The 21,505-nt window shown below is 62.7% G+C and carries 22 protein-coding genes; 4 read left to right on the forward strand and 18 right to left on the reverse strand.

Annotated features, from left to right (window positions below; genetic code table 11):
• The first annotated feature begins 65 nt into the window (after positions 1-65).
• Positions 66-1,259, forward strand: coding sequence for an NO-inducible flavohemoprotein (gene hmpA, locus PG900_RS09595; RefSeq protein ID WP_139703241.1), 1,194 nt, complete (start codon positions 66-68; stop codon positions 1,257-1,259).
• Positions 1,260-1,361: 102 nt separating this feature from the next.
• Here the strand turns inward: hmpA and PG900_RS09600 are convergent, their stop codons facing one another.
• The 6 genes from PG900_RS09600 to PG900_RS09625 form a co-directional block, all read right to left on the reverse strand.
• The gene (locus PG900_RS09600; protein ID WP_016349413.1) at positions 1,362-1,961 is read right to left on the reverse strand and encodes a tetratricopeptide repeat protein; all 600 of its coding nucleotides are present in this window, start codon (positions 1,959-1,961) and stop codon (positions 1,362-1,364) included.
• 436 nt (positions 1,962-2,397) lie between these two features.
• The gene (mdh, locus tag PG900_RS09605; RefSeq protein WP_029301952.1) at positions 2,398-3,333 is read right to left on the reverse strand and encodes a malate dehydrogenase; all 936 of its coding nucleotides are present in this window, start codon (positions 3,331-3,333) and stop codon (positions 2,398-2,400) included.
• 221 nt (positions 3,334-3,554) lie between these two features.
• Complete coding sequence (gene artM, locus PG900_RS09610; RefSeq protein WP_077095889.1) at positions 3,555-4,217, reverse strand: arginine ABC transporter permease ArtM; 663 nt, start codon at positions 4,215-4,217, stop codon at positions 3,555-3,557.
• A 2-nt stretch (positions 4,218-4,219) separates the two neighbouring features.
• The gene (gene artQ / locus PG900_RS09615; protein WP_270831347.1) at positions 4,220-4,870 is read right to left on the reverse strand and encodes an arginine ABC transporter permease ArtQ; all 651 of its coding nucleotides are present in this window, start codon (positions 4,868-4,870) and stop codon (positions 4,220-4,222) included.
• A 3-nt stretch (positions 4,871-4,873) separates the two neighbouring features.
• Positions 4,874-5,611, reverse strand: a complete 738-nt coding sequence (locus tag PG900_RS09620) for a transporter substrate-binding domain-containing protein (RefSeq protein ID WP_011704620.1) — start codon at positions 5,609-5,611, stop codon at positions 4,874-4,876.
• Positions 5,612-5,636: 25 nt separating this feature from the next.
• Positions 5,637-6,377, reverse strand: coding sequence for an ATP-binding cassette domain-containing protein (locus PG900_RS09625; RefSeq protein ID WP_005308671.1), 741 nt, complete (start codon positions 6,375-6,377; stop codon positions 5,637-5,639).
• 201 nt (positions 6,378-6,578) lie between these two features.
• Here PG900_RS09625 and argR point away from each other — a divergent pair, with 201 nt between their 5' ends.
• A complete protein-coding gene (gene argR, locus PG900_RS09630; protein ID WP_005308670.1) occupies positions 6,579-7,049 on the forward strand; it encodes a transcriptional regulator ArgR in 471 nt (156 codons plus the stop codon).
• 86 nt (positions 7,050-7,135) lie between these two features.
• Here the strand turns inward: argR and PG900_RS09635 are convergent, their stop codons facing one another.
• The 5 genes from PG900_RS09635 to glnK form a co-directional block, all read right to left on the reverse strand.
• Positions 7,136-8,041 carry a Dyp-type peroxidase gene (locus PG900_RS09635; protein WP_270831348.1) on the reverse strand — a complete coding sequence of 302 codons (906 nt, stop codon included), beginning with the start codon at positions 8,039-8,041 and terminating at the stop codon, positions 7,136-7,138.
• A gap of 103 nt (positions 8,042-8,144) precedes the next feature.
• A complete protein-coding gene (locus PG900_RS09640) occupies positions 8,145-9,179 on the reverse strand; it encodes an ABC transporter ATP-binding protein (RefSeq protein ID WP_270831349.1) in 1,035 nt (344 codons plus the stop codon).
• A gap of 82 nt (positions 9,180-9,261) precedes the next feature.
• Positions 9,262-10,887, reverse strand: coding sequence for an ABC transporter permease (locus PG900_RS09645; protein WP_270831350.1), 1,626 nt, complete (start codon positions 10,885-10,887; stop codon positions 9,262-9,264).
• Between the two features lie 39 nt (positions 10,888-10,926).
• A complete protein-coding gene (locus tag PG900_RS09650) occupies positions 10,927-11,934 on the reverse strand; it encodes a Fe(3+) ABC transporter substrate-binding protein (RefSeq protein WP_103827826.1) in 1,008 nt (335 codons plus the stop codon).
• 207 nt (positions 11,935-12,141) lie between these two features.
• Entirely contained in the window at positions 12,142-12,480 is a 339-nt protein-coding gene (glnK, locus tag PG900_RS09655) for a P-II family nitrogen regulator (RefSeq protein WP_011704615.1), read from the reverse strand.
• A gap of 201 nt (positions 12,481-12,681) precedes the next feature.
• On the opposite strand from glnK, the gene arfB reads away from it, so the two are divergent.
• Together arfB and PG900_RS09665 are read left to right on the forward strand one after the other, a co-directional pair.
• Entirely contained in the window at positions 12,682-13,098 is a 417-nt protein-coding gene (arfB, locus tag PG900_RS09660) for an alternative ribosome rescue aminoacyl-tRNA hydrolase ArfB (protein ID WP_011704614.1), read from the forward strand.
• Between the two features lie 33 nt (positions 13,099-13,131).
• Positions 13,132-13,626, forward strand: a complete 495-nt coding sequence (locus PG900_RS09665; protein WP_270831351.1) for a methylated-DNA--[protein]-cysteine S-methyltransferase — start codon at positions 13,132-13,134, stop codon at positions 13,624-13,626.
• 419 nt (positions 13,627-14,045) lie between these two features.
• Here PG900_RS09665 and PG900_RS09670 read toward each other — a convergent pair whose 3' ends face one another.
• From PG900_RS09670 to PG900_RS09700, 7 genes are all read right to left on the reverse strand, one after another.
• Positions 14,046-15,242, reverse strand: a complete 1,197-nt coding sequence (locus tag PG900_RS09670; RefSeq protein ID WP_011704612.1) for a NupC/NupG family nucleoside CNT transporter — start codon at positions 15,240-15,242, stop codon at positions 14,046-14,048.
• Between the two features lie 182 nt (positions 15,243-15,424).
• Positions 15,425-16,360, reverse strand: a complete 936-nt coding sequence (locus tag PG900_RS09675; RefSeq protein WP_016349403.1) for a LysR family transcriptional regulator — start codon at positions 16,358-16,360, stop codon at positions 15,425-15,427.
• 82 nt (positions 16,361-16,442) lie between these two features.
• A complete protein-coding gene (locus PG900_RS09680; RefSeq protein WP_029304572.1) occupies positions 16,443-16,976 on the reverse strand; it encodes a glutathione peroxidase in 534 nt (177 codons plus the stop codon).
• Positions 16,977-17,038: 62 nt separating this feature from the next.
• The gene (locus PG900_RS09685; RefSeq protein WP_270831352.1) at positions 17,039-17,602 is read right to left on the reverse strand and encodes an NnrU family protein; all 564 of its coding nucleotides are present in this window, start codon (positions 17,600-17,602) and stop codon (positions 17,039-17,041) included.
• 210 nt (positions 17,603-17,812) lie between these two features.
• On the reverse strand, positions 17,813-18,946 hold the full coding sequence (locus PG900_RS09690; protein WP_270831353.1) for a glycerate kinase: 1,134 nt from the start codon (positions 18,944-18,946) through the stop codon (positions 17,813-17,815).
• A 9-nt stretch (positions 18,947-18,955) separates the two neighbouring features.
• Complete coding sequence (locus PG900_RS09695) at positions 18,956-20,218, reverse strand: GntP family permease (RefSeq protein ID WP_011704607.1); 1,263 nt, start codon at positions 20,216-20,218, stop codon at positions 18,956-18,958.
• A gap of 119 nt (positions 20,219-20,337) precedes the next feature.
• Positions 20,338-21,453, reverse strand: a complete 1,116-nt coding sequence (locus PG900_RS09700; protein ID WP_011704606.1) for a sugar diacid recognition domain-containing protein — start codon at positions 21,451-21,453, stop codon at positions 20,338-20,340.
• Positions 21,454-21,505: the final 52 nt, after the last annotated feature.

Below are 21,505 nucleotides of genomic sequence, written 5' to 3' on the forward strand. Positions count from 1 at the left end.
AAATAAACATCTAGGATGCAGCTTATTAAGTGACATTTTAGATGTTCAATTAGCAAGGACCCCCTATGTTAGACCAAGCCACCATCGCCGTCATCAAAAGCACCATCCCTTTGCTCGAATCGGCGGGCCCCGCGCTCACCCAGCACTTCTACCAGCGCATGTTCAGCCATAACCCGGAACTGAAGGACATTTTCAACCTGGCGCACCAGCGCAGCGGCGGTCAGCCGCTGGCGTTGTTCAATGCGGTGGCGGCCTATGCCAAGAACATCGACAACCTGGGGGCACTGGCCGGGGCCGTGGAGCGTATCGCCCACAAGCACACGGGTTTCCTGATCCAGCCAGAACAATATCACATTGTAGGTAGTCATCTCTTGGCCACGCTCAAAGAATTGGGTGGAAGTGCGGTCACCGACGAGGTGCTGGATGCCTGGGGCAAGGCGTATGGTGTGCTCGCCAGCATCTTCATCGGCCGCGAGAGCGAGATTTATCAGGAGAAGGCGAGCCAGGCAGGTGGCTGGCAGGGTTCCCGCCCCTTCCTGATCAAGGAGAAGCGGCTCGAAAGCGAGCTCATCACCTCCTTCCTGCTGGCGCCGGTAGATGGCAAGCCGGTACTGGACTTCAAGCCGGGCCAGTACCTCAGCATCAAGCTGGTCCACCCCGAGCTGGAATATCAGGAGATCCGCCAGTACTCCCTCTCCGATGCCCCCAACGGCCAGCACTACCGCATCAGCGTCAAACGCGAGCCGCAGGGCCAGGTTTCCAACCTGCTGCACGATCATCTGCAAGCGGGTGACAAGATTGAGGTCATGCCCCCCACCGGCGATTTCTACCTGAAAGCCGATGGCCATACCCCGGTGGTGCTGCTCTCGGCCGGTGTGGGTGTCACGCCGATGATGAGCATGCTCAACCAGTTGCTGGCGAACGGCCATCAGGCCGACATCACCTGGCTGCACGCCTGTGAACAGGGTGCCGTACATGCCTTCAGGGAGGATATTCAGCAAAAATCCCGCCAAAACGCCAACCTGCTGAGCCGGGTCTGGTATCGGGAGCCCCAGGCCAGTGATGTGCAGGGCGAAGATTACGACTTTGCCGGCACCATGGACCTGACTGCAGTGAAGGAGCGCATCACGCCGCAGGCCCACTACTACTTCTGTGGTCCCGTCGGCTTCATGCAGGCAGTCAAGCAGCAGCTGATCGCGGCAGACATTCCGGCCGGCCAGCTCCATTACGAAGTTTTTGGTCCCCACCAAGATCTGTAAGGCGATCTGATCACTATAACCAGCTGAGGGGCCAGCCTGTCACGGCACGGCGGCCGGCACCTCCCGGCCCACGGATGCAGATCCGTGGGTCATTTTTTTGGCTCAGTGCATCGCCTTGGCGCGGGCGATGGCATTGGCCGGCATCCGGTTGCCGAGCCGGCTCAGCAGGCTGGTCGCCTTCTGGTGCAGCGCCTTGTCGCCGATCACCGTGCTGTGCAACCAGTGGTAGGCCTCTTCATAGTCGAGCGGGCTGCCCATTCCCTGCAGCAGCATCTCCACCCACTCTATCTGTGCCCGCTGGAAGCCCAGGCTGGCGGCCTCCCGCATCAGGGTCTCGGCCTTGAGCAGATCCTTTTGCACCAGCGTGCCTTTCCAGTAGTAACGGCCCAGTTGTTCCAGCGCCGGCGCCAATCCCTGATTGGCCGCCTCCCACATGAATTTGACCCCCAGCTCCGCGTTGGGCTTGATGCAGACCCCCCAGGCCAGCATGTCCCCCCACAGAAACTGATAGGCAGGCACCTTCATCACCTCGGCCCGCACCTCGATATCCTGGGTAAGCTGGCACCTGTCCTGCTTTACCTGCTGCAGGTGACGCCCCTGTTCAATCCAGTTGAGCAGCTCGTCCTGGCGATAGAGCGGCACCGCCTGCAGTGTGCCACTGTCCACATTCAGGCCGCTGCTGCTGCTCGGGGTGCTGGTCATGGGGCGGCTATTGGGTGAGCGCCCGCTATCCGTGGCGGCAGGTGCAGGAATGGGGGCCGCTGCCGGCGCATCGGCCGTCGCCGGGCTGGTCGATGGCGCAGCCGTGGTATCCGTGGCCGCCGGCACCGCGGCTGCAGCAGATGGGACCGCCGCCTCCGGTTGCGCCGGCGTACTGGCCGGTGCGGAGGCGGCCACGGCCCCGCTCGTCGCGGCGGCGGCAGAGGCGGAAGGCTCGGCCCCCTGCGCCTGGCTCGTCAGCAATGGGGGCGTCAGCAAACAGAGAAGGCCGACAAGGGTAATGGGTTTCATCATAAGGATCTCCTGCAGCACCCTGTTATCGGCAGCCGGCAGCATCCCCTTAGGCCGGCGCCGCCTGCATCCGTCACCATAACGACAAAGGGGAGCCGAAGCTCCCCTTGCTGTCCATCCGGACGCCTTACTTGACGAAGTCGACACCCAGCTGGATATCGGCTTTCAGAGTGGCCAGCATGCCATCCATCGCCTCTTGTTCGAAGGCGCTCAGCTTGCCGTAGTCCAGCACGGTTTCGACACCGTTCTTGCCAAGCAGGATGGGCTGCGCGAAGAAGGTGGCGTGTTTGCCGTCGCCTTCCACGTAGGCGCACTCAATGACGTTGGCTTCACCCTGCAGACCCTTGATGAGCGACAAGCCGAAACGGCAGGCAGCCTGGCCCATGGAGAGAGTAGCGGAACCGCCACCGGCCTTGGCTTCCACCACTTCGGTACCGGCGTTCTGGATACGCTTGGTCATGGCGGCCACTTCGTCGGCGGTGAAGCTGGCACCGTCGATCTGGGAGAGCAGCGGCAGAATGGTCACGCCACTGTGGCCACCGATCACGTTGACGCGCACCTTGTCGACGTTCAGACCCTTGGCGTCGGCCACGAAGGTCTCGGCACGGATCACGTCCAGGGTGGTGACACCAAACAGGCGACGCTTGTCATAGACACCGGCTTTCTTCAGCACTTCGGCCGCGATGGCGACCGTGGTGTTGACCGGGTTGGTGATGATGCCGATCAGCGCTTTCGGGCAGGAGGCCGCGCACTTTTCCACCAGGTTCTTGACGATGCCGGCGTTGATGTTGAACAGGTCGGAACGATCCATGCCGGGCTTGCGAGCCACGCCGGCGGAGATCAGCACGACATCGGCGCCGACCAGAGCCGGGCTCGGATCTTCACCGCAGAAACCTTTTACTTTCACGTCAGTCGGGATATGGCTCAGATCGACCGCCACGCCCGGGGTCACCGGAGCGATGTCATACAGGCTCAATTCGGAACCAGCAGGCAGACGGTTTTTCAACAGCAGAGCGAGGGCTTGGCCGATGCCACCGGCGGCACCCAGAACGGCAACTTTCATGATCAACTCCATGTTTAAGCGTAGGTTTAAGGTTGTTTCTTGTTGTGCGCCCAACCTTAAAGGATCCCCCCCTAAAAAACAATCTGATAACAGTTGTAATCACAGGTTCTGTGAGCCAATAAACAGGCGGCGAATAAAAATGGGGGGAAATGCAAAAAATTGGAGGGGAAGCACAGATTTCCTGCACTTTCCCTCACCATTAATAGGTAGATCTACCGACTTCAGCCCTGGAAGGCCAACGCCCTGCGTTCACACCAACGAAAACCAATTGTTAACAATCCGTTCATGGTCAGGTAGAGGGCACCGGCCACGGTGAACACCGCCAGGGTGTCATAGGTCTGGGCATTGAGGCGCTGAGCCAGCCCCATCACATCCATGATGGTGATGGTACTGGCGAGCGAACTCCCCTTGAGCACCAGGATCACCTCGTTGGAATAGGCGGGCACCAGCCGCCGGGCGGCGTGACGCACCTTCATCCACAAAGTCTGGCTAGCGGAGAAACCGAGTGCGCGGCAGGCCTCTACCTCACCGGCCGAGATGGCATCGAGCGCCCCCTTGAACAACCGGGTGGAGTAGGCGGCGGTATTAAAGCCGAGCGCCAGCACGGCGCAGAACCAGGGCTGCTTGAGCAGCGGCCAGAGCGGCCCCTCTTTGAGCCAGGCAAACTGGCCCGGCCCGTAGTAGATGAGGAAGATCTGGATCAGCAGCGGCGTGCCGGTGAAGATCAGCACCCACAGCTGCACCAGCTGGGTCGCCACCGGAATGCGACGCTCCAGCACCCAGGTCATGGCAGCCGCCATCAGCACCCCGAGCAGCAGGCTGAATGCCGTGAGTTGCAGGGTAATCGCCAGGCCACCCAGCAGGGTCATCAGGTAATCCTGCATGATCAGCCTCCGTAACGACGGGTGTAACGGGACGCCTGCTTCAAGCCGAACTCACTCACCAGGCTGATGGCCAGGTAGATGAGGGCCGCCGCGGCATACCAGGTGAAGGGTTGATAGGTGCTGGCCGAGGCCATCTGGGCCTGGCGCATCATCTCGTTCACCCCGATGAGGGAGACCAGTGCGGTGTCCTTGAGCAACACCAGCCACTGGTTGCCGAGCCCCGGCAGGGCGTGCCGCCACGCCTGGGGCAGCACGATGCGAAAGAAGATGTGCCCCTTGCCAAGACCCAGCGCCAGCGCCGCCAGCCGCTGCCCGGCGGGCACCGCATTGAGGGCGGCCCGCAGGGTCTGAGTGGCGTAACTGGCGAACAGTAGCGAGAGCGCCAGTACGCCGCAGGCGAACGGGCTGAACTCCACGTACTCACCGGTGATGAGGAACAGCACCTGGGTCGAGCCGAAGTAGATGAACAGCACCACCAGCAGCTCGGGCAACCCGCGGATCAGCGTGGTGAGGGTGGCCACCGGCCACACCAGAGCGCGCTGCTTGCTCAGTTCGGCGGCGCTGAACACCAGCGCCAGCACCATGCCCCCGACCAGGGATGCCAAGGCCAGCCCGAGGGTCATCCAGGCTGCATCCAACAACAGGCTCAACATGGCTTAGTGCGCGAAATATTTGTCGTAGATCTTCTGATAGGTGCCGTTGGCCTTGATGTCGGCCAGCCCCTTGTTCAGCTGAGTCAGCAGCTCCTGATTGCCCTTGGCCACCGCGATGCCAAAACCGGTACCGAAGTACTTGGCGTCAGTCACCGGCGTGCCGATCACGGCATACTCCTTGTGCTGCTTGAGCCAGTCGGCGGCAACCGCGGTATCGGCAAACACGCCATCGGTGCGGCCGTTCATCATGTCGAGGAAGGCACTCTGGTAGCTGGCGTAGGGCACGGTCAGCAGACCCTTGCTCACCCAGTTGTCCACCAGATAGGACTGGTGGGAAGTGCCGTTCTGCACGCCGACGGTCTTGTCCACCAGCTCTTCCGGCCCCTTGAAGGCGCCCTTCTTGGTCACGAACACCGCGGAGTTCTGGTAATAGATGTCGGAGAAATCGACCTGGGCGGCCCGCTCCGGGGTCACGTCCATAGCGGCGATGGCGGCGTCATAACGACGGAATTTCAGGCTGGGGATCAGGCTGTCGAAGGCCTGGTTGTGGAAGCTGCACTCCAGCTTGGCCTGTTCACAGATGGCGCGGGCCAGATCGATGTCAAAACCCTGGAACTCGTTCTTGTCGTCCAGGTATTCGAACGGCGCGTAGGTGGCCTCGGTGGCGAACTTGATCTCCTTGGCCAGCACCGAGGTGCTCAGCAGGCCCATGGCGGCGACCAGCAACAGACTCTTTTTCATGACAGCTTCCTTATCGATTTGAATATCAATGCATCAAGAATTCGGCAAACCGGCTGGTTTGCGGGGCTTGGAAAATGGCGGCGGAGCCAGCTTCGATGATCCGCCCCTTCTCCAGATAGATCACCTGGCTGGCCACCTTGCGGGCGAACTCCACCTCGTGGGTCACCACCACCTGGGTGATGCCGGTCTGGCCCAGGTTGCGGATGATCTCCGCCACTTCCTTGGTGATCTCGGGGTCGAGGGCGGCGGTCGGCTCGTCAAACAGCAGCACCTGGGGGTCCATCATCAGGGTACGGGCGATGGCCACCCGTTGCTGCTGACCACCGGACAGCCGCGCCGGCCAGGCGTCGCGCTTGTCCGCCAGTTGCAGCTGGGCCAGCAGATAGCCCCCCTTCTCCATGGCCGCCGCCTTGCTCATGCCGAGCAGCTTGACCGGCGCCTCGATGAGGTTCTCCATCACGGTGAGATGGGGCCACAGATTGTACTGCTGGAACACCATGCCCACCTTGCGCCGCAGCGCCTGGGTCTGGCGATTGAACTCGGCGGTGGAGAGGCTGGACGGGAAAGAAAATTCACTTTCACCGATGCGCAGAACACCGGCATCCGGGGTGTCCAGCAGGTTCATCATGCGCAGCAGAGAACTCTTGCCGGCACCGCTCGGGCCCAGCAGCACCAAGGTCTCACCGGGAGCGGTCCGAAAGCTGACCTGTTGCAGTACCGGCACCTTGTGCCAGGATTTTTCGATACCGATTAATTCAATACCCATACAGCCCAATTGAATAAGTTTTCAAAATTTCGTCCTGATTCTAACGCTGGCATGGGTGGATGCAAGCTATATTTGAATCAATATGCAGAACAAGCGCCGCTTCCTTGCAAAAATAGGCATATGAATGCAAAATGGGCACGCTGTTCATATCTGCCGCCTGAGCGTGACAGGCAGCCAAACCTCCTCATTCGTGAGTCCAAGATGAAGCATAACGACAAGCAAGAAAAACTGGCCAAGGCCTTTAAAGCCTTGCTGAAAGAAGAACGATTTGGCTCCCAGGCAGAGATAGTGACTGCCCTGCAAGAGATGGGCTTCGAAAACATCAACCAGTCCAAGGTATCGCGCATGCTGAGCCGCTTCGGCGCCGTTCGCACCCGCAATGCCAAGATGGAGATGGTCTACTGCCTGCCGGTGGAACTGGGCGTGCCCACCACCTCCAGCCCGCTCAAGAATCTGGTGCTGGATGTCGACCACAACGGTGCCCTGGTGGTGATCCACACCAGCCCGGGTGCGGCCCAGCTGATCGCCCGCCTGCTCGACTCCCTCGGCAAGGCCGAAGGGATCCTCGGCACCATCGCCGGTGACGACACCATCTTCATCACCCCGACCAGCGACACCGACATCGAAGAGCTCTACCTCTCCGCCCTCGAGCTGTTCGAACAGACGCCGTAATGGTTGCCGCCGCCTCATCGCGGTCCCGCCAAAACGCAAAATCCCGGCCAAGGCCGGGATTTTTGTTATCTGCGGGTGGGCGAGCCTTATTTGCCCTCCGCCATCAGAAAATCTTCTGAAGGGGCGAAGAAGGCTGCGCCGGTCACCGCTTTGGTGAAGCGCAGCAGGTGATCGAAGTGACTGCCCTCCCCCTTGTACATGCTGGCCAGCATGGCGTTGAAGTGCTGCGGGGTGCGGCTGCAGGAGATGAAGTAGAGCCCCTGCTCGGTCATGGTGCCCCAGGGCATGCTCTGGCGCAGGATCTCCATGGACTCGCCCTTCGGGGTCTTGAGGTTGACTCGCTTGATGTGGGCGGTCAGCGGCTTGTCGGCCGACTCGTACTCGATGTTGTCGACCTTGGTGCGACCTATGATGTCTTCCTGCTCCTTCAGTGCCAGTTTCTCCCAGTCGCTCATGGCGTGGACCCAGCGCTGCACGTGGATGTAGGAGCCGCCGGCAAACTCGCCGCCGTCCAGCAGCGCCACTTCGGCGCGGTGCTCATCCTGCGGGTTCTCGGTGCCGTCGACGAAACCGGTCAGATCGCGGCAGTCGAGGTTGCGAAAACCGCGCACCTCTTCCGCCAGTGCCACCAAGCCCGCCAGCAGGGCCATGACGCGCTGACCGGCATGGTGCAGCACATCGACCCGATCGGCGCGCAGTTGCACGAACAGATCAAACGGCGTATTGGGCGCCTCCTGGCCGTTGGCGGATTGCGCCATGAAGCTGCGGAACTGGGGCGGGCGGGCGGCAGGATAGAGGCCATCCCAGGCATCGGCACCGACGGCGACCAGACCGCTGAAGCCGGCAGCGGGGAAATCGGCGGCCACCGCCTCCCACAGGGCCGGCAACCTGGCCAGACGGGCCACCAGCTCGGCGGCGTCACCGGTACGGTTGAACATCAGATAGAGGGCGTGCAGATTGGGCTCGGCACAGATCCCGGCTTGGGCTTTCATATATCTCTCCCCTGAACAGACATTGGCGATATGGGCGGTTAGCGTTGCGCGATTATAAACCAGCGCGGTTCCAGTTCATTGATTTCACGACAATATCACGCGTTCAGGGTAAAGGGTCAAACAACACCAGCGCGTGGGGCGTCACCCTGACCCGCGCCCGCGCTCCCTCCAGCGGCTCGCCGATGCTCGCCTCCAGCCGCAGCTCACCGCTCTCGAACAGCACCCGGCAGTGATGGCCGAGGAACTGCTGCTCCACCACCTTGAGCTCGCCATCCGCGGCGCTCTCCAACAGCAGCTGCTGTGGCCTGAGCATCAGTTGCAGCAGCTCACCCACTGCCCGGCCATGGGGCTCGCTGCCGCAGATGACCCCGAGCGCCGTGCGCACGCAGTGGCTGTCCACCACCTCGGCCGCCAGGTAATTGACCCCGCCGAGAAACTCCGCCACGAAGCGATTCTGCGGGCGGCGATAGAGCTGCTCCGGCTGTCCCACCTGTTCGATGTGGCCCGCGCGAAACAGCGCCAGCCGATCGGCGAAGGCAAAGGCCTCTTCCTTGCTGTGGCTCACGAAGATGGCACCGATCCCCTGCTGCTTGAGCAGGGCGCGGATCTCCAGGATCAACTTCATCCGTACCTGGGTATCGATGTTGGAGAAGGGCTCGTCCAGCAGCATCAATCTCGGCTTGCACACCAGCGCCCGGGCGATGGCCACCCGCTGTTGCTGGCCACCGGAGAGCTGATGGGGATAGCGATCTCCCAGCCCCTGCAGATTGACCAGCGCCAGCGCCTCTTCAACCTGCTGCTGGCGGGCACGGCGATCGAGTCTGGTCAGACCGAAGCCGACGTTGTCGGCCACCGTCAGGTGGGGAAAGAGGGCGTAATCCTGAAAGATCATGCCGATGTTGCGCGCCTCGGGCGGCACGCTGGCATCTGGCCCGTCGAGCAGGGTATCGCCGAGGCGAATCGTGCCCTCCGCCAGCGGCAGCAGGCCGGCGATGGCCTTGAGCAGCGTGGTCTTGCCGCAGCCGCTCGCTCCCAGCAGGCAGACGATCTCGTTGTCTGCCACCGTCAGGGAGAGCTGCTCCAGCACATTGCGGCCGTTGTAACGGCAACTGACATTTTCAACCTGCAAACAGGACAAGGCTGACTTCCTCTCATTTCTGGCGGTGTGCGGCCTTTCGGCTCAGCACACTGCATGCAATTTCATTGGCCGACGTGGCGACTCAGTGCCCCGCCCCATCCAGGTTGCGGTTGACCCAGATCAGCGGCAGCAGCCCCACCAGCACGATGACGATGGCCCCCAGCGCGCCGCGCTCCAGCATCTCGTCCGACACGAACTGGTAGACGTGGCTCGCCAGGGTATCGAAGTTGAACGGCCGCAGCAGCAGGGCGGCGGGTAGCTCCTTCATGGATTCGATGAACACCAGCATGGCGCCGGCAAACAGGCCGCGCCGCACCAGCGGCAGGTGCACCCGCCGCAGCATGGCGCCATCCCCCTGCCCCAGGGAGCGGGCCGCCATGTCAAGGCTGGGGGAGATCTTGCCCATGCTGCTCTCCACCGAGCCAATGGCGATGGCCACGAAGCGCACCAGATAGCCGAACACGATGGCGGTGATGGTGCCGGTCAGCAGCAGCCCCAGCCCCTGACGCCCCAGCCACTCGGCCAGATCGTTGATGGCAAAATCGAGGGCGGTGAGCGGTACCAGCACGCCGATGGCGAGCACGGTACCCGGCATGGCGTAACCCATGGCGGCGATGCGCAGCGGCAACAGGCTCTTGACTCCGCCATCGAGACGACGACAGAAGCCAAGCAGCAGAGCGATGCCCATGGCCAGCAGGGCGGTCAGCGCCGAGATAGCCAAGCTGTTGCCGGCAAAGCGGACGAACTCCGGCGTCCACGATAATTCGAAGTAGCGCACGCCGTAGTCCAGCAGGATGACGAACGGCAGACCGAAGCCGGCCAGCACCAGTCCCCAGCACCAGAGCCCGGCCAGAGCCCGGCTCATCCCCTTGAGCGGGTAGCGCAGCGGCTGTTCGTGACCCATGGACTTCTGGAACACCTGCTGCCGGCTGCGCGAGCGGCGCTCCAGCGCAATCAGCAGCACCACTGCCAGCAGCATCAGGCAGGAGAGTTTGGCGGCGGTAGCCAGACTACCGTAACCGAGCCAGGTGTCGTACACCGCCGTGGTCAGGGTATTGATGGCAAAAAAGTGGACGGTGGCAAAGTCCGCCAACGTCTCCATCGCCACCAGCGATACCGCCACCATGATGGCGGGGCGCGCCAGCGGCAGGCTGAGGCGGCGAAAGCTCTGCCAGGGGGAGCAACCGAGCAGGCGGCTGGAGTGAATGAGGCTGACCGACTGTTCCAGAAAAGAGGCGCGAGTCAGCAGATAGACGTAAGGGAACAGCACGAGTGCCAGCACCCAGGCGGCGCCGCCGAGGGAGCGGATGGCCGGGAACCAGTAGTCGGCCGGCCCGCTCCAGCCAAACAGCTGCCGCAGCCCCGCCTGCAGCGGGCCCGAGTAGTCGAGCAGGTCGGTATAGACGTAGGCGACGATATAGGAGGGCATCGCCATCGGCAGCATCAGCGCCCACTGCAGGGCGCGCCGCCCCGGCACCTGACACATGGCTACCAGCCAGGCGGTAGGCACCCCGAACAGCAGGCTGAGCAGCACGACACCGACCACCAGCCCCAGGGTATTGGCCAGATAGTCGAACAGCACTGTATCGGCGAGGTGGCCAAACAGATCTCCGTCGGCCGACAAGGCGGAGAAGACCAGAGCAAGCACCGGCAAAGCCAGCAGCAGGGCTGTTGCCCAGCTGCCGGTAATCCATCCAAAATTTTTCATGAGACCACAGAGATTGATGGGGCCCTTGGCCCCATCTGATTACAAGTCGAACTTCACTTCATCCAGCAACTGCAAGGCGTCCTTGCGGTGCTTGGCGTAATCGCTGACCGGTAGCGCATCAGACTTGAAGCTGCCCCAGGACTTGACCATGGCGGAAGGCTCGACCCCGGCCTTGACCGGATACTCGGCGTTCACGTCCGCATACATGTGCTGGGCGGTGTCACCAGCGAGGAACTCCATTAGCTTCTGGGCCTCGGCCTTGTTCTTGGCGTACTTGGTCATGGCCACGCCGCTCACGTTGACGTGGGCGCCGCGGTCAGCCTGGTTCGGGAAGTTGATGTAGACGGCATCCGCCCAGGCTTTCTGCGCCGGGTCCTTCAACATGGCGCCCAGGTAGTAGCTGTTGCCGAGCGACAGGTCACAGATACCATCCTTGATCGCCTTGACCTGATCCCGGTCATTGCCCTGCGGCTTGCGCGCCAGGTTGGCCTTGACCCCTTCCAGCCAGCTCTTGGTCTCGGCCATGCCGTGATGGGCGATCATGGAGGAGACCAGCGCCACATTGTACTCATGCTTGCCGCTGCGGGTGCAGATTTTTCCTTTGAATTCAGGCTTGGCCAGATCTTCGTAGCTGATGGTATCGAGCTTGCCGAGACGATCCTTGCTGGAATAGATGGCGCGCACCCGGGTAGTCAGCGCGAACCAGCGGTTGTCCGGATCGCGATAGATGGCGGGGATGTTCTCCTGCAGGATCTTGCTGTCCACCGGCTGCACCAGCCCCTTGTCCACCAGATCGGTCAGCCGGCTGATGTCGACGGTCAGCATCAGATCCGCCGGGGAGAGCTTGCCTTCCCGCTCCAGACGCTCGTTCAGCCCCTCTTTGGCGAACACCACGTTGACCTTGATGCCCGATTCCTTCTCGAACTGCTGGATGATGGGCTTGATCAGCTCATCCTGCCGGTTGGAGTAGACATTCACCTCCCCTGCCGCCAATGCCGACTGAGCCGCCAACGCAGAGAAAGCCAGTGCCAACATCTTCATTTTCATCATCCATTCCTTGAGTTGCTATATCGAGTGAGAACCATTGCTGTTTGCATTTTGCATTGAGCTCGACAGCCGGATCAAGAAATCCTGATGTGGCGGGATCACATATTTAAACCCTGTTCAAACAAAGGGGCCGGATAGAATCCTATCCGGCCCCACCATGGAGTCAATCAGCGACAACGTACCGATCATTCGCCCCATCCAGCGCGATCAGAGCGCCTCGTCGTCGCTCTCACCGGTCCGAATGCGCACGGCCTGCAGCAGGTCATAGACGAAGATCTTGCCGTCACCGATCTTGCCGGTATAGGCAGCCTTGCAGATCGCCTCGATCACCCCTTCGACGTTATCGTCGGCCGTCGCTATCTCCAGCTTTACCTTGGGCAGGAAGTCGACCTGATACTCGGCTCCCCGGTATAATTCGGTGTGCCCCTTCTGGCGGCCAAACCCTTTGACCTCGGACACGGTCAGACCCTCGACCCCCAGGTTGGCGATGGCTTCGCGCACGTCGTCCAACTTGAAGGGTTTGATAATCGCAGTAATCAGCTTCATCTGGTTGCTCCCAATCCATGGTATGTCATGAATGGGGAATCAATTCTTGTGCCAAGTCTTTTTATTGTTTAATTTCAAAAAGATAGCATTTACGTCTGGAGCAGGACTCTCCCGGCATCACCAAGGGAGCGCATCTCGCCCCATTATGAGGCACCAAGCTGAGCCAGCCACAGCCGATGCACCAAACAAGAGCACCGCAGTATGTTAGTCATCTCCAACAGCGTTACCCTGCCCTGGCATGAACTGCAATTCCAGACCATGCGGGCACAGGGCAACGGTGGCCAGCACGTCAACAAGACCGACTCCGCCGTCTGGTTGCGCTTCGATTACCGCAACTCCCCCAGCCTCACCCCGCTCTACAAGGAGGGGCTCGACAAGCTGAGCGACAGCCGGGTTCACGACGGTTTCATCATGATCCGGGTCGAGACCCACCGCAGCCAGGACATGAACCGCAAGGAGGCGATGAACCGTCTGGTGGAGCTGCTGAAGAAAGCGGCGTGGCGCCCCAAGGCCCGCCACGCCACCAAGCCGACCCGCAGCTCCCAGCGCAAGCGGGTCGATGCCAAGAAGCGCAAGGGGGAGATAAAATCGACCCGCGGCAAGCCGGTAGTGGACTAGCCGGGCCCTTGCCCAACGCCCGAGGATGACAGAATGAAATTCAGTTTTTGCGACAGCGCCCACGGCCCCCTGCTCATCGCCATCGACCGGGACGGGCTGCGCTATGTGGAATTCGTACGAGGCGAGCAGCCGGTGACCCCGACCGATGAATGGCAGCGCGACGATCAGGCGCTGGCCCCCTTCATCGAACAGTTCGCGGCCTACTTCGCCGGTCGCCTGCGCCGCTTCGATCTGCCGCTTGCCGCCCGGGGCACCCCTTTTCAGCAATCGGTGTGGCGCGCCCTGGGCGATATTCCCTACGGCGAGACCGTCAGCTACCTCGAGATAGCCCAGGCCATCGGCAATCCCAAGGCAGTTCGCGCAGTGGGTGCAGCCAACGGGCGCAATCCGCTCAGCATCATAGTGCCCTGCCACCGGGTGATCGGCCGCAGCGGCGAGCTGACCGGTTATGCCGGCGGCATTCCCATCAAACGCTGGTTGCTGGCGCTGGAACAGCAGACTGCCGATCACTTTGTGCTGACTCCCTGACCAACCAGAGACACCCTGTTCACAACACGGGCGCAGACACCGGTCCAGCAGCCCCACTGACGATGTCGTGCTGACCCCTGACCAGCCAGTGGAATCCCGCTCACACCGCTGGCTGCCGGCGCTGGAGCAACAGACCGCAGACGACTTCGTGCTGACTCCCTGACCAGCCAGCCCGCATTGCGTTTAGCAAAATGAACATAGTATGAAGAATCGCCTCAGAAGGGCTTCAGACAGCATCAGGCATCATGGCTTCACACTTGGATGGCATGGCTCATCCCTCATTCAAGTGGCACCCATGTGACGCTTCCAATCTGTCTTTTTCCCCGCGCCTCCCTGAGGCGCTTTTTTTTGCCGGCAAGCGGCCACAAAAAAGCCCGCCGAAGCGGGCTCTGACCGGAAGGTGCTAGCTTCAGGGTCAATCAGAGGGCGAGGAACAAGCCTGCCAGCGAGGCACTCATCAGGTTCGCCAGCACCCCCGCCAGGATGGCGCGCATGCCGTAACGGGCGATGAAGGATTTGCGCTCCGGCACCATGGCGCCCAGGCCGCCGATCAGGATCGCCATGGAGGAGATGTTGGCAAAACCACACAGGGCAAAGGTGACGATGGCCTTGCTCGACTCGCTCAGGGTCTGATCCTGCACCAGGGCGATGAAGGCGACGAACTCGTTCACCACTATCTTGGTCCCGATCAGGGCGCCGGCGGCCTGAGCCTGCTCCCAGGGAATGCCGATCAGCCAGGAGACGGGCGCAAACAGCCAGCCCAGGATGATCTGGAAGCTCAGCTCCAGCCCTACCAGGTCCCCGGCCCAGCCCAGCAGGCCGTTGAGCATGGCGATCACCCCGACGAACGCCAGCAGGGTGGCCCCCACGGCAACCGCGATGTTGAGGCCGGACATGGCGCCATCGGCGGCCGCTTCAATCACGTTGGTGGCACGCGGGATCACCACGTCCTGATGATGGTCCTGCTCTTCCGCGGCAGGCGGCACCAGGATCTTGGCCATGGCCAGACCGGCCGGCGCCGACATGAAGGCCGCCGCGATCAGGTATTTCAGCTCGACCCCGATACTGGCGTAACCCACCAGGGTACCACCGGCCACCGAGGCCAGGCCGCAGCTCATCACCGCGAAGAACTGGGAATCGGACATCTTGGAGAGATAGGGTTTGACCACCAGCGGCGCCTCCACCATGCCGACGAAGATATTGGCGGTGGCGGAGAGGCTCTCGGCGCGGCCGGTGCCCAGCAGCTTCTGCAGGCCGCCACCGAGCAGGGCGATCACTTTCGGCATCAGGCCGATGTGGTAGAGGATGGCGATCACCGCAGAGAAGAAGATGATGACCGGCAGCACGTTGAAGGCAAAGATGAAGCCCAGCTTGAACTTGGCCAGATCGCCGAACAGGAAGGCGATCCCCTCCTGACCGTAGCCAATCACGCTGCTGACGCTTTCGCTCACCCCGTTCAGCACGTGCTGACCGGCGGGCAGCCAGAGCACCAGGCCGGCGAAGAGGATCTGCAGGCAGAGGGCGAGACCCACTGTTCGCAACGGGATACGACGACGATTATCAGAGCAGAGCGTGGCCACGGCCAGAATGCTCAGGATGCCGAGCAGGGCAATCATAGGGACTCCATCAGGTGGGGCGAAAGATGGGCGCGGATTCTGCGCTCCCGGCCTCGCCACTGCAAGTCCACTTGGTTACAGCCCTGTTAGCAAAAACGTTTGCACGATACCGGTTGCGGCAACTGGCTGATTTGACTCGATTTTGGTTTCAAGCGAAAGCCAGTGTTCTTATATGGAAACGATTATTCCTCGGTGCCGGACAATTTGCCACCGAGCCAGGGGGCCAGCCGCTGCTCCCAGTAGGGATTCGGACCGAAGCTCTCCTTGAGGAAGTCGATGAACAGCCGGATCTTGGGATCCAGGTGCTCGCGCCTGGCATAGACGGCGTGCACCGCCATCTTCTGGTTCGGCCGCCACTGGGGCAGCAGCGGGATCAGCTGGCCGGACTGCAACTCCTTGTCCAGCAGGTAGTTGGCCACGTAGGCGATGCCGAGCCCGGCCAGGGCGGCGTCGCGCACCGCCTCCGCCAGATCCACCCGGTAGTTGCCGGCCACCTGTACCGTCTGGCGCTCCTTGCCCTGGCGAAACGACCACTCGTGGTAGCGCCGCTCCCGGCTCTGGTAGGTGATGCAGTTGTGCTGGGCCAGGTCTCTGGGGTGCAGCGGGGTGCCGTGGCTCAGCAGATAGTCCGGCGAGGCCACCAGCACGAAGTGAATGTCCGCCAGCCGCTGCCCCACCAGGGCCTCGGGTTTGTCCTCGTAGGTGGTGATCCAGAGATCCAGCCCCTCATCCACCAGGTTGGTGCGGTGATCGAACAGCGAGACTTCCAGCTCCAGCTCGGGGTAGCGATCCTGAAACGCCTTGAGGCGCGGGATCACGTGCAGCCGGCCGAAAGACTGGCCAACCCCCAGATGCAGAATGCCGCTCACCTTGCCGCGCCGCTCTGCCACCATGGAGTCCGCCTCCAGTGCCACCGCCACCAGGGCGCGGCAGTGGCGGGCATACTCCTGGCCGAGCTCGGTGAGGGAGAAGCGGCGGGTAGTGCGCTGCACCAGCTGGGCACCGAGTTCGGTCTCCAGCTGGGCCAGCTGTTTGCTGATGTGGGATTTGGAGACCCCGAGCCGCCGGGCGGCCGCCGAGATGCCCTGTTCACGGACCAGGGCATCGAAGATCACCATTTGGGGCAGACGTTGCAGCACGGGATTACCAGAGAGAAGAGCGGGCCCCCATTATTCCAGAGCCGCCCGCCGCGGGGTAGCGCTAAAGGCCGAGCGCCCGTTTGACCTCTTTTTGCAGGGGATCGTCCGCCGGATTCTGGTTCGCGCCATAACTCGCGACCAGCTTGCCGTCACGCCCGACCAGGTATTTGTGAAAGTTCCAGCCCGGCGCCTCGCCCGCCGCTGCGGCCAACCCTCGGTAAAGCGGGCTGGCATCGGCCCCGCGCACGGCGATCCGGTTGAACATGGGGAAGGTGACCCCGTAATCGCGTCGGCAGACCGAGGCGGTCTTGCCCTCGTCCCCCGCCTCCTGCCAGAAGTCGTTGGAGGGGAAGCCGAGCACCACCAACCCCTTCTCCTTGTAGGTCTGGTAGAGCGTCTCCAGATCCCGGAACTGGCCGCGATAGCCGCAGTAGGAGGCGGTATTGACCACCAGCACCACCTTGCCCTCGGTCAGCTGGCAGAGGTTGTGGCGCTGGGTGCTGTTGAGCTCCCGCATCTCCACGTTGAAGTAGTCCGGGCAGGCGGCGACGGCCGCCCCGGCCCCGAGTGTCAGCAACAACATGATCCATTTCATCGAGCGACTCCTGTCAGGCAGATGAGTGACATACGCGCGGGCACGCCGGCCGGTTCACCCGCTCAATAGAGGGGGATGCCGGTGAGCATGCCGTGCCCCCAGAAGATCAGCAGGGCGGTGAGCGCCAGCCCGGCCCCCACGCTGAGCCCGGTGCCGTACCAGTTGGCCGCCGGACGGGGATGGCGCTGCCAGTCCCGCACCGAAATCCAGCCGATGCTCACCAGCGCCCACAGGCCGATGCCGCCAAACAGCACCAGGGAGCGGGCCTCGCTGTTGACCGCCAGGTGGGCACCGGCCCAGAGCAGGGTGCCGAGCAGCTGGGGATGCACCAGCCAGCGCCGCAGGTGATTGGGCCCCTGGCCGGAGCAGAACAGGATCAGGGCGATGGGCATGACCGCCATCATCAGGGTCGGTCCCCAGGCGGGCAGAAAATAGAGCGGCAGAGGGCTGGCGGTGCGCCAGCCAGCGATGATGCAGGCGATGGCGATGAACACCAGCAACGAGAAGAGTCCCTTGTAGCGATTCTCCCCCAGCCGCTCGTGCAAGCGGGCCCGATGGGCACCTGCGAAGCAGGGATAGAGGTGGATCAGGGTAAACAGCAGTACCCCCAGGGTCAGCAAGATCATGGGTTGCTCCTTGTACTATGGGGGATCACTATGCCGCAAAGTCGGCGGCCAGAATACAGAAACCGCAGAAAAGCACTGGCTATACAGCAGGATAATGAAAAAAGCCGATCATCTGATCGGCAAGGTGTTTCGGGCAGACCGGCAGCGAGGCAGGTCGTCACCGCGACACGGGGCGGGGTTGGCCGGCGCCAGGCACCGGCCAGAAGAGAGTCAGGGTCGCAGCAGATAGAGCGCCGCCACATTGCGGGCCGTGAGCTGCAGGTTGGTGGTGGCGGTGGCCAGCGCCTCCGGCAGCGACATGGCGCGGTTGACCACAGCGAACACCGCATCCAGCCCGTGCTCGTGCACCACGCCGTAGTCGTCGGTCAGGCAGCCCGCAATGCCGATCACCGGCTTGCCAAACTGCTTGGCACAGCGTGCGACACCGATTGGCGTCTTGCCGTGGATGGTCTGGCTGTCGATGCGCCCCTCGCCGGTGATGACCAGATCCGCGTCGGCCACCGCCTCGGCCAGTTTCAGCGCCTCGATGACGATCTGGATGCCGGGTTTGAGCTCGGCGCCGAGCAGGCCCACCAGGGCCGCCCCCATGCCACCGGCGGCGCCCGCTCCCGCAATCTCCTTCACCTGCTTGCCAAGCGCCTGCTCGATGCAGTCGGCGTAGTGGGCCAGGTTGGCGTCCAACTGCGCCACCATCGCGGGGGTCGCCCCCTTCTGCGGACCAAACACGGCGGAGGCCCCTTTCGGCCCGCACAGCGGGTTGTCCACGTCGCAGGCCACTTCGATGGTGATCTTGGCGAGGCGCGAATCGAGCCCGCTCAGATCGATGGTGGCCAGCTCGGCCAGACCGGCGCCGCCCGGCGCGATGGGAGTGCTGTCGCGCTTGAGCAGCTTGCCGCCAAGCGCCTGGATCATGCCGGCACCGCCGTCATTGGTGGCGCTGCCGCCGATGCCGAGGATCAGATGCTTCACCCCCATGTCGAGGGCCGCCAGGATCAGCTCGCCGGTACCGCTGCTCGAGGTGTGCAGCGGATTGCGCAGCTCAGGCGCCACCAGATGCAGGCCGGAGGCCGCCGCCATCTCGATGACGGCGCGCTCGCCATCCCCCAGCAGACCGACGAAGCCCTGTACCTTGTTGCCAAGGGGAGCGGTCACGTAGAAGGGCAGAATACGGCCACCGGTGGCGTCCACCAGGGACTGCACCGTCCCCTCGCCGCCATCAGCCATCGGCAATTTGACGTAGGTGGCGTTCGGCAACACCTGCTTGAATCCGGCCTCGATGGCATCGGCCACCGCCATGGCGCTGAGGCTCTCCTTGAATGAATCGGGGGCGATAACAATTTTCATATCAATTCCTTAGGCGAGGCCAAACACGCCGAACATCAGGGTGGAGACGGCGGCAATGGTCAGACCGACCGCGGTTTCGTAGGGGATGAGCTTGAGCCGCTCACCCACGCCCATGTGGACGCTGCCACCGGTGGCATGGAAGAAGGATCCGTGGGGCATGTGGTCGAACACGGTGGCACCGGCGTGGATCATGGCGGCCCCCGCCAGGCTGCTGATGCCAAGCTCTATCAGGGTGGAGCTGAACACGTTGGAGGCCACCACGGTACCGGCGGTGGTCGAGGCGGTCGCCAGCGACATCAGGGCACCGGAGATGGGAGCCAGCAGATAGGAGGGCAGGCCGGAGGCGGTCAGGCCGCTGATCAGCACATCCTTGAGACCGGAGTTGGCGATGATGCCCGCCAGGGTACCGGTACCCAGCAGCATGATGGCCACCGGCGCCATGCGGGCAAGACCGGAGACGGCAAACTGGTTCACCTTGCTGAACTTGCCCATCATCAGGGCGCCGACCAGGCCGCCGAGGGGCAGTGCAATGAGCGGATCCACGACTATGCCGGCGATGGGGCGCAGGGCCAGCAGCAGGATGGCCACCAGCGGCGCGCTGATGGCGGCGGCAAAGCCCGGCAGCTTGCTGCCATTGAAACTCACCACCTCGTCGGCGGCGACCTTGCTGCCCTTGTTGTTGAGGCGCTTCGCCAGCCAGTAGGCCATCACCAGCCCGAACAGGCCCGGGATGATGCCGGCCGCCATCACCGAGGTGAGCGGCAGGTGGAAGGCATCGGCTGCCGCGATGGCGTTGGGGTTGGGAGACATGACGTTGCCCGCCTTGCCGCCGCCGATCATCGCCAGCAGGATGGCCGCCTTGGAGAGGTCGGCACGGCGGGCGATGGCCAGCGCAATGGGGGCGACCGTGATGACGGCCACGTCCACGAACACGCCGACCGCAGTCAGGATCAGGGTGGCCAGGGCCAGCGCCAGCAGGGCGCGGGTTTCACCCAGCTTCTTGACGATGGTCTCGGCGATGGTGGTGGCGGCGCCCGATTCGATCAGTACGCCGGCCAGCACGCCCGCCGCCAGGATCCGCATCACCGCCGTGGTGATCCCCTGGGCACCGCCGATCATCAGGGCGACGGTCTGGGTCAGATCGGCGCCGCCGATCAGGCCACCGGCCAGGGCGCCGACGATCATGCCGTAAGCGGGCGGCACCTTCTTCAGGATCAGGAAGATGGCGATGGAGAGCGCGGCGAGAGCGCCGAGCGCGGATACAGGGATCATGACGGGCACCTTTCAAATGAGTGAGTGGTGGCCATTATGGTGATCCGGGATCGGAATGCTTTGGTCAAAAAACCAAATATCAGCGTCGTAAAACGCAACTTTCTGTATGAACGAACAAATCAGCTGTCGAGGTTTAACCCGAGATAGAGCAGAAACTTGTCATCTAACTTGTTGAAATTCAACCCGGTTATCTGCTCAATCCGGGTCAGCCGATAGCGCAGGGTATTGGGGTGGATGAACAGGGCTTCGGCGCAGGGATGCAGATCACAATCCTGCAAGAAATATTGGCGCAGCGTCTTCTGCAGCGTTCCCTTTGTGTCCTCCTGCGCCAGCTTGTGCAGCGGGGCCCGCAGCTGATCCGCCTGCCAGGAGTCCGCCAGACTGCCAAGCAGCACCGGCAGCCGGTAATCCTCGAAGAAATAGACCTGTTTGCGCGGCGCCTGTCGCATGCCACGGCGCAAGGTGTCCCGCGCCGTCTGGTAGGAACGCGCCAGCCCGCCGGTGCCGGCGAAGTAATCACCCACCCCGATGCGTACCCGAAAGTGGGGGATGCGGGCCAGCAGCTGCTTGATGCGGCTGCGCTCCTGCGCCGACTGCCAGATACCGTCGCTGAGCTGGGCCGGCTTGAGCACCACTATCTCGTCCAGACCGTTGATGGCCACCAGGTTGTCCCGCTCCGGGTTCTCCAGCAGATGCACCAGCTCCCGCAGCCGGGCCGGGTCGGCCTCCTCCAGCGCCAGCACTGCCACCACCCGCGGCTGGGCCAGATCCAGCCCGAGGAAACGGGCCGCCTGCTGCAGCTGATCGTCCCGCCCTTCACCACGGATGAGCTGCAGTACCAGCTCCTCCTTGTGGCGCTTGTCCCACTGCAGCTGCTCGGTGAGCGCCGCCTGCTCCAGAATGAGCTCGGCGGTCATCCGCACCAGTTCGGCGTAAGCACGAACTTCGTCCGGATCGCCCGAGATGCCGATGACCCCGAGCAGCTCCCCCTGATAGGCGATGGGCAGGTTGATGCCGGGGCGCACCCCCTTGAGCTCACGGGCGGTGGCGTCGCTGATCTCCACCACCCGGTTCTCGGTCAGCGCCAGCACAGCCCCCTCATGACGCTGATGGAGCCGCTCCGGGTTGCCGGACGCGATGATGAGGCCGTGCTCGTCCATCACGTTGACCGAAAAAGAGAGGATCTTCATCGCCCGGCTGACAATCTGCCGTGCGAGGGTGTCATTGAGCTGCATAGGTACTCCGCTGAATGAACCGGGAATAGCCTGAGGCGATGATGAGTCTCTG

The sequence above is a fragment of the Aeromonas sp. QDB03 genome, from assembly GCF_027707985.1.
Lineage (GTDB): Bacteria > Pseudomonadota > Gammaproteobacteria > Enterobacterales > Aeromonadaceae > Aeromonas > Aeromonas hydrophila.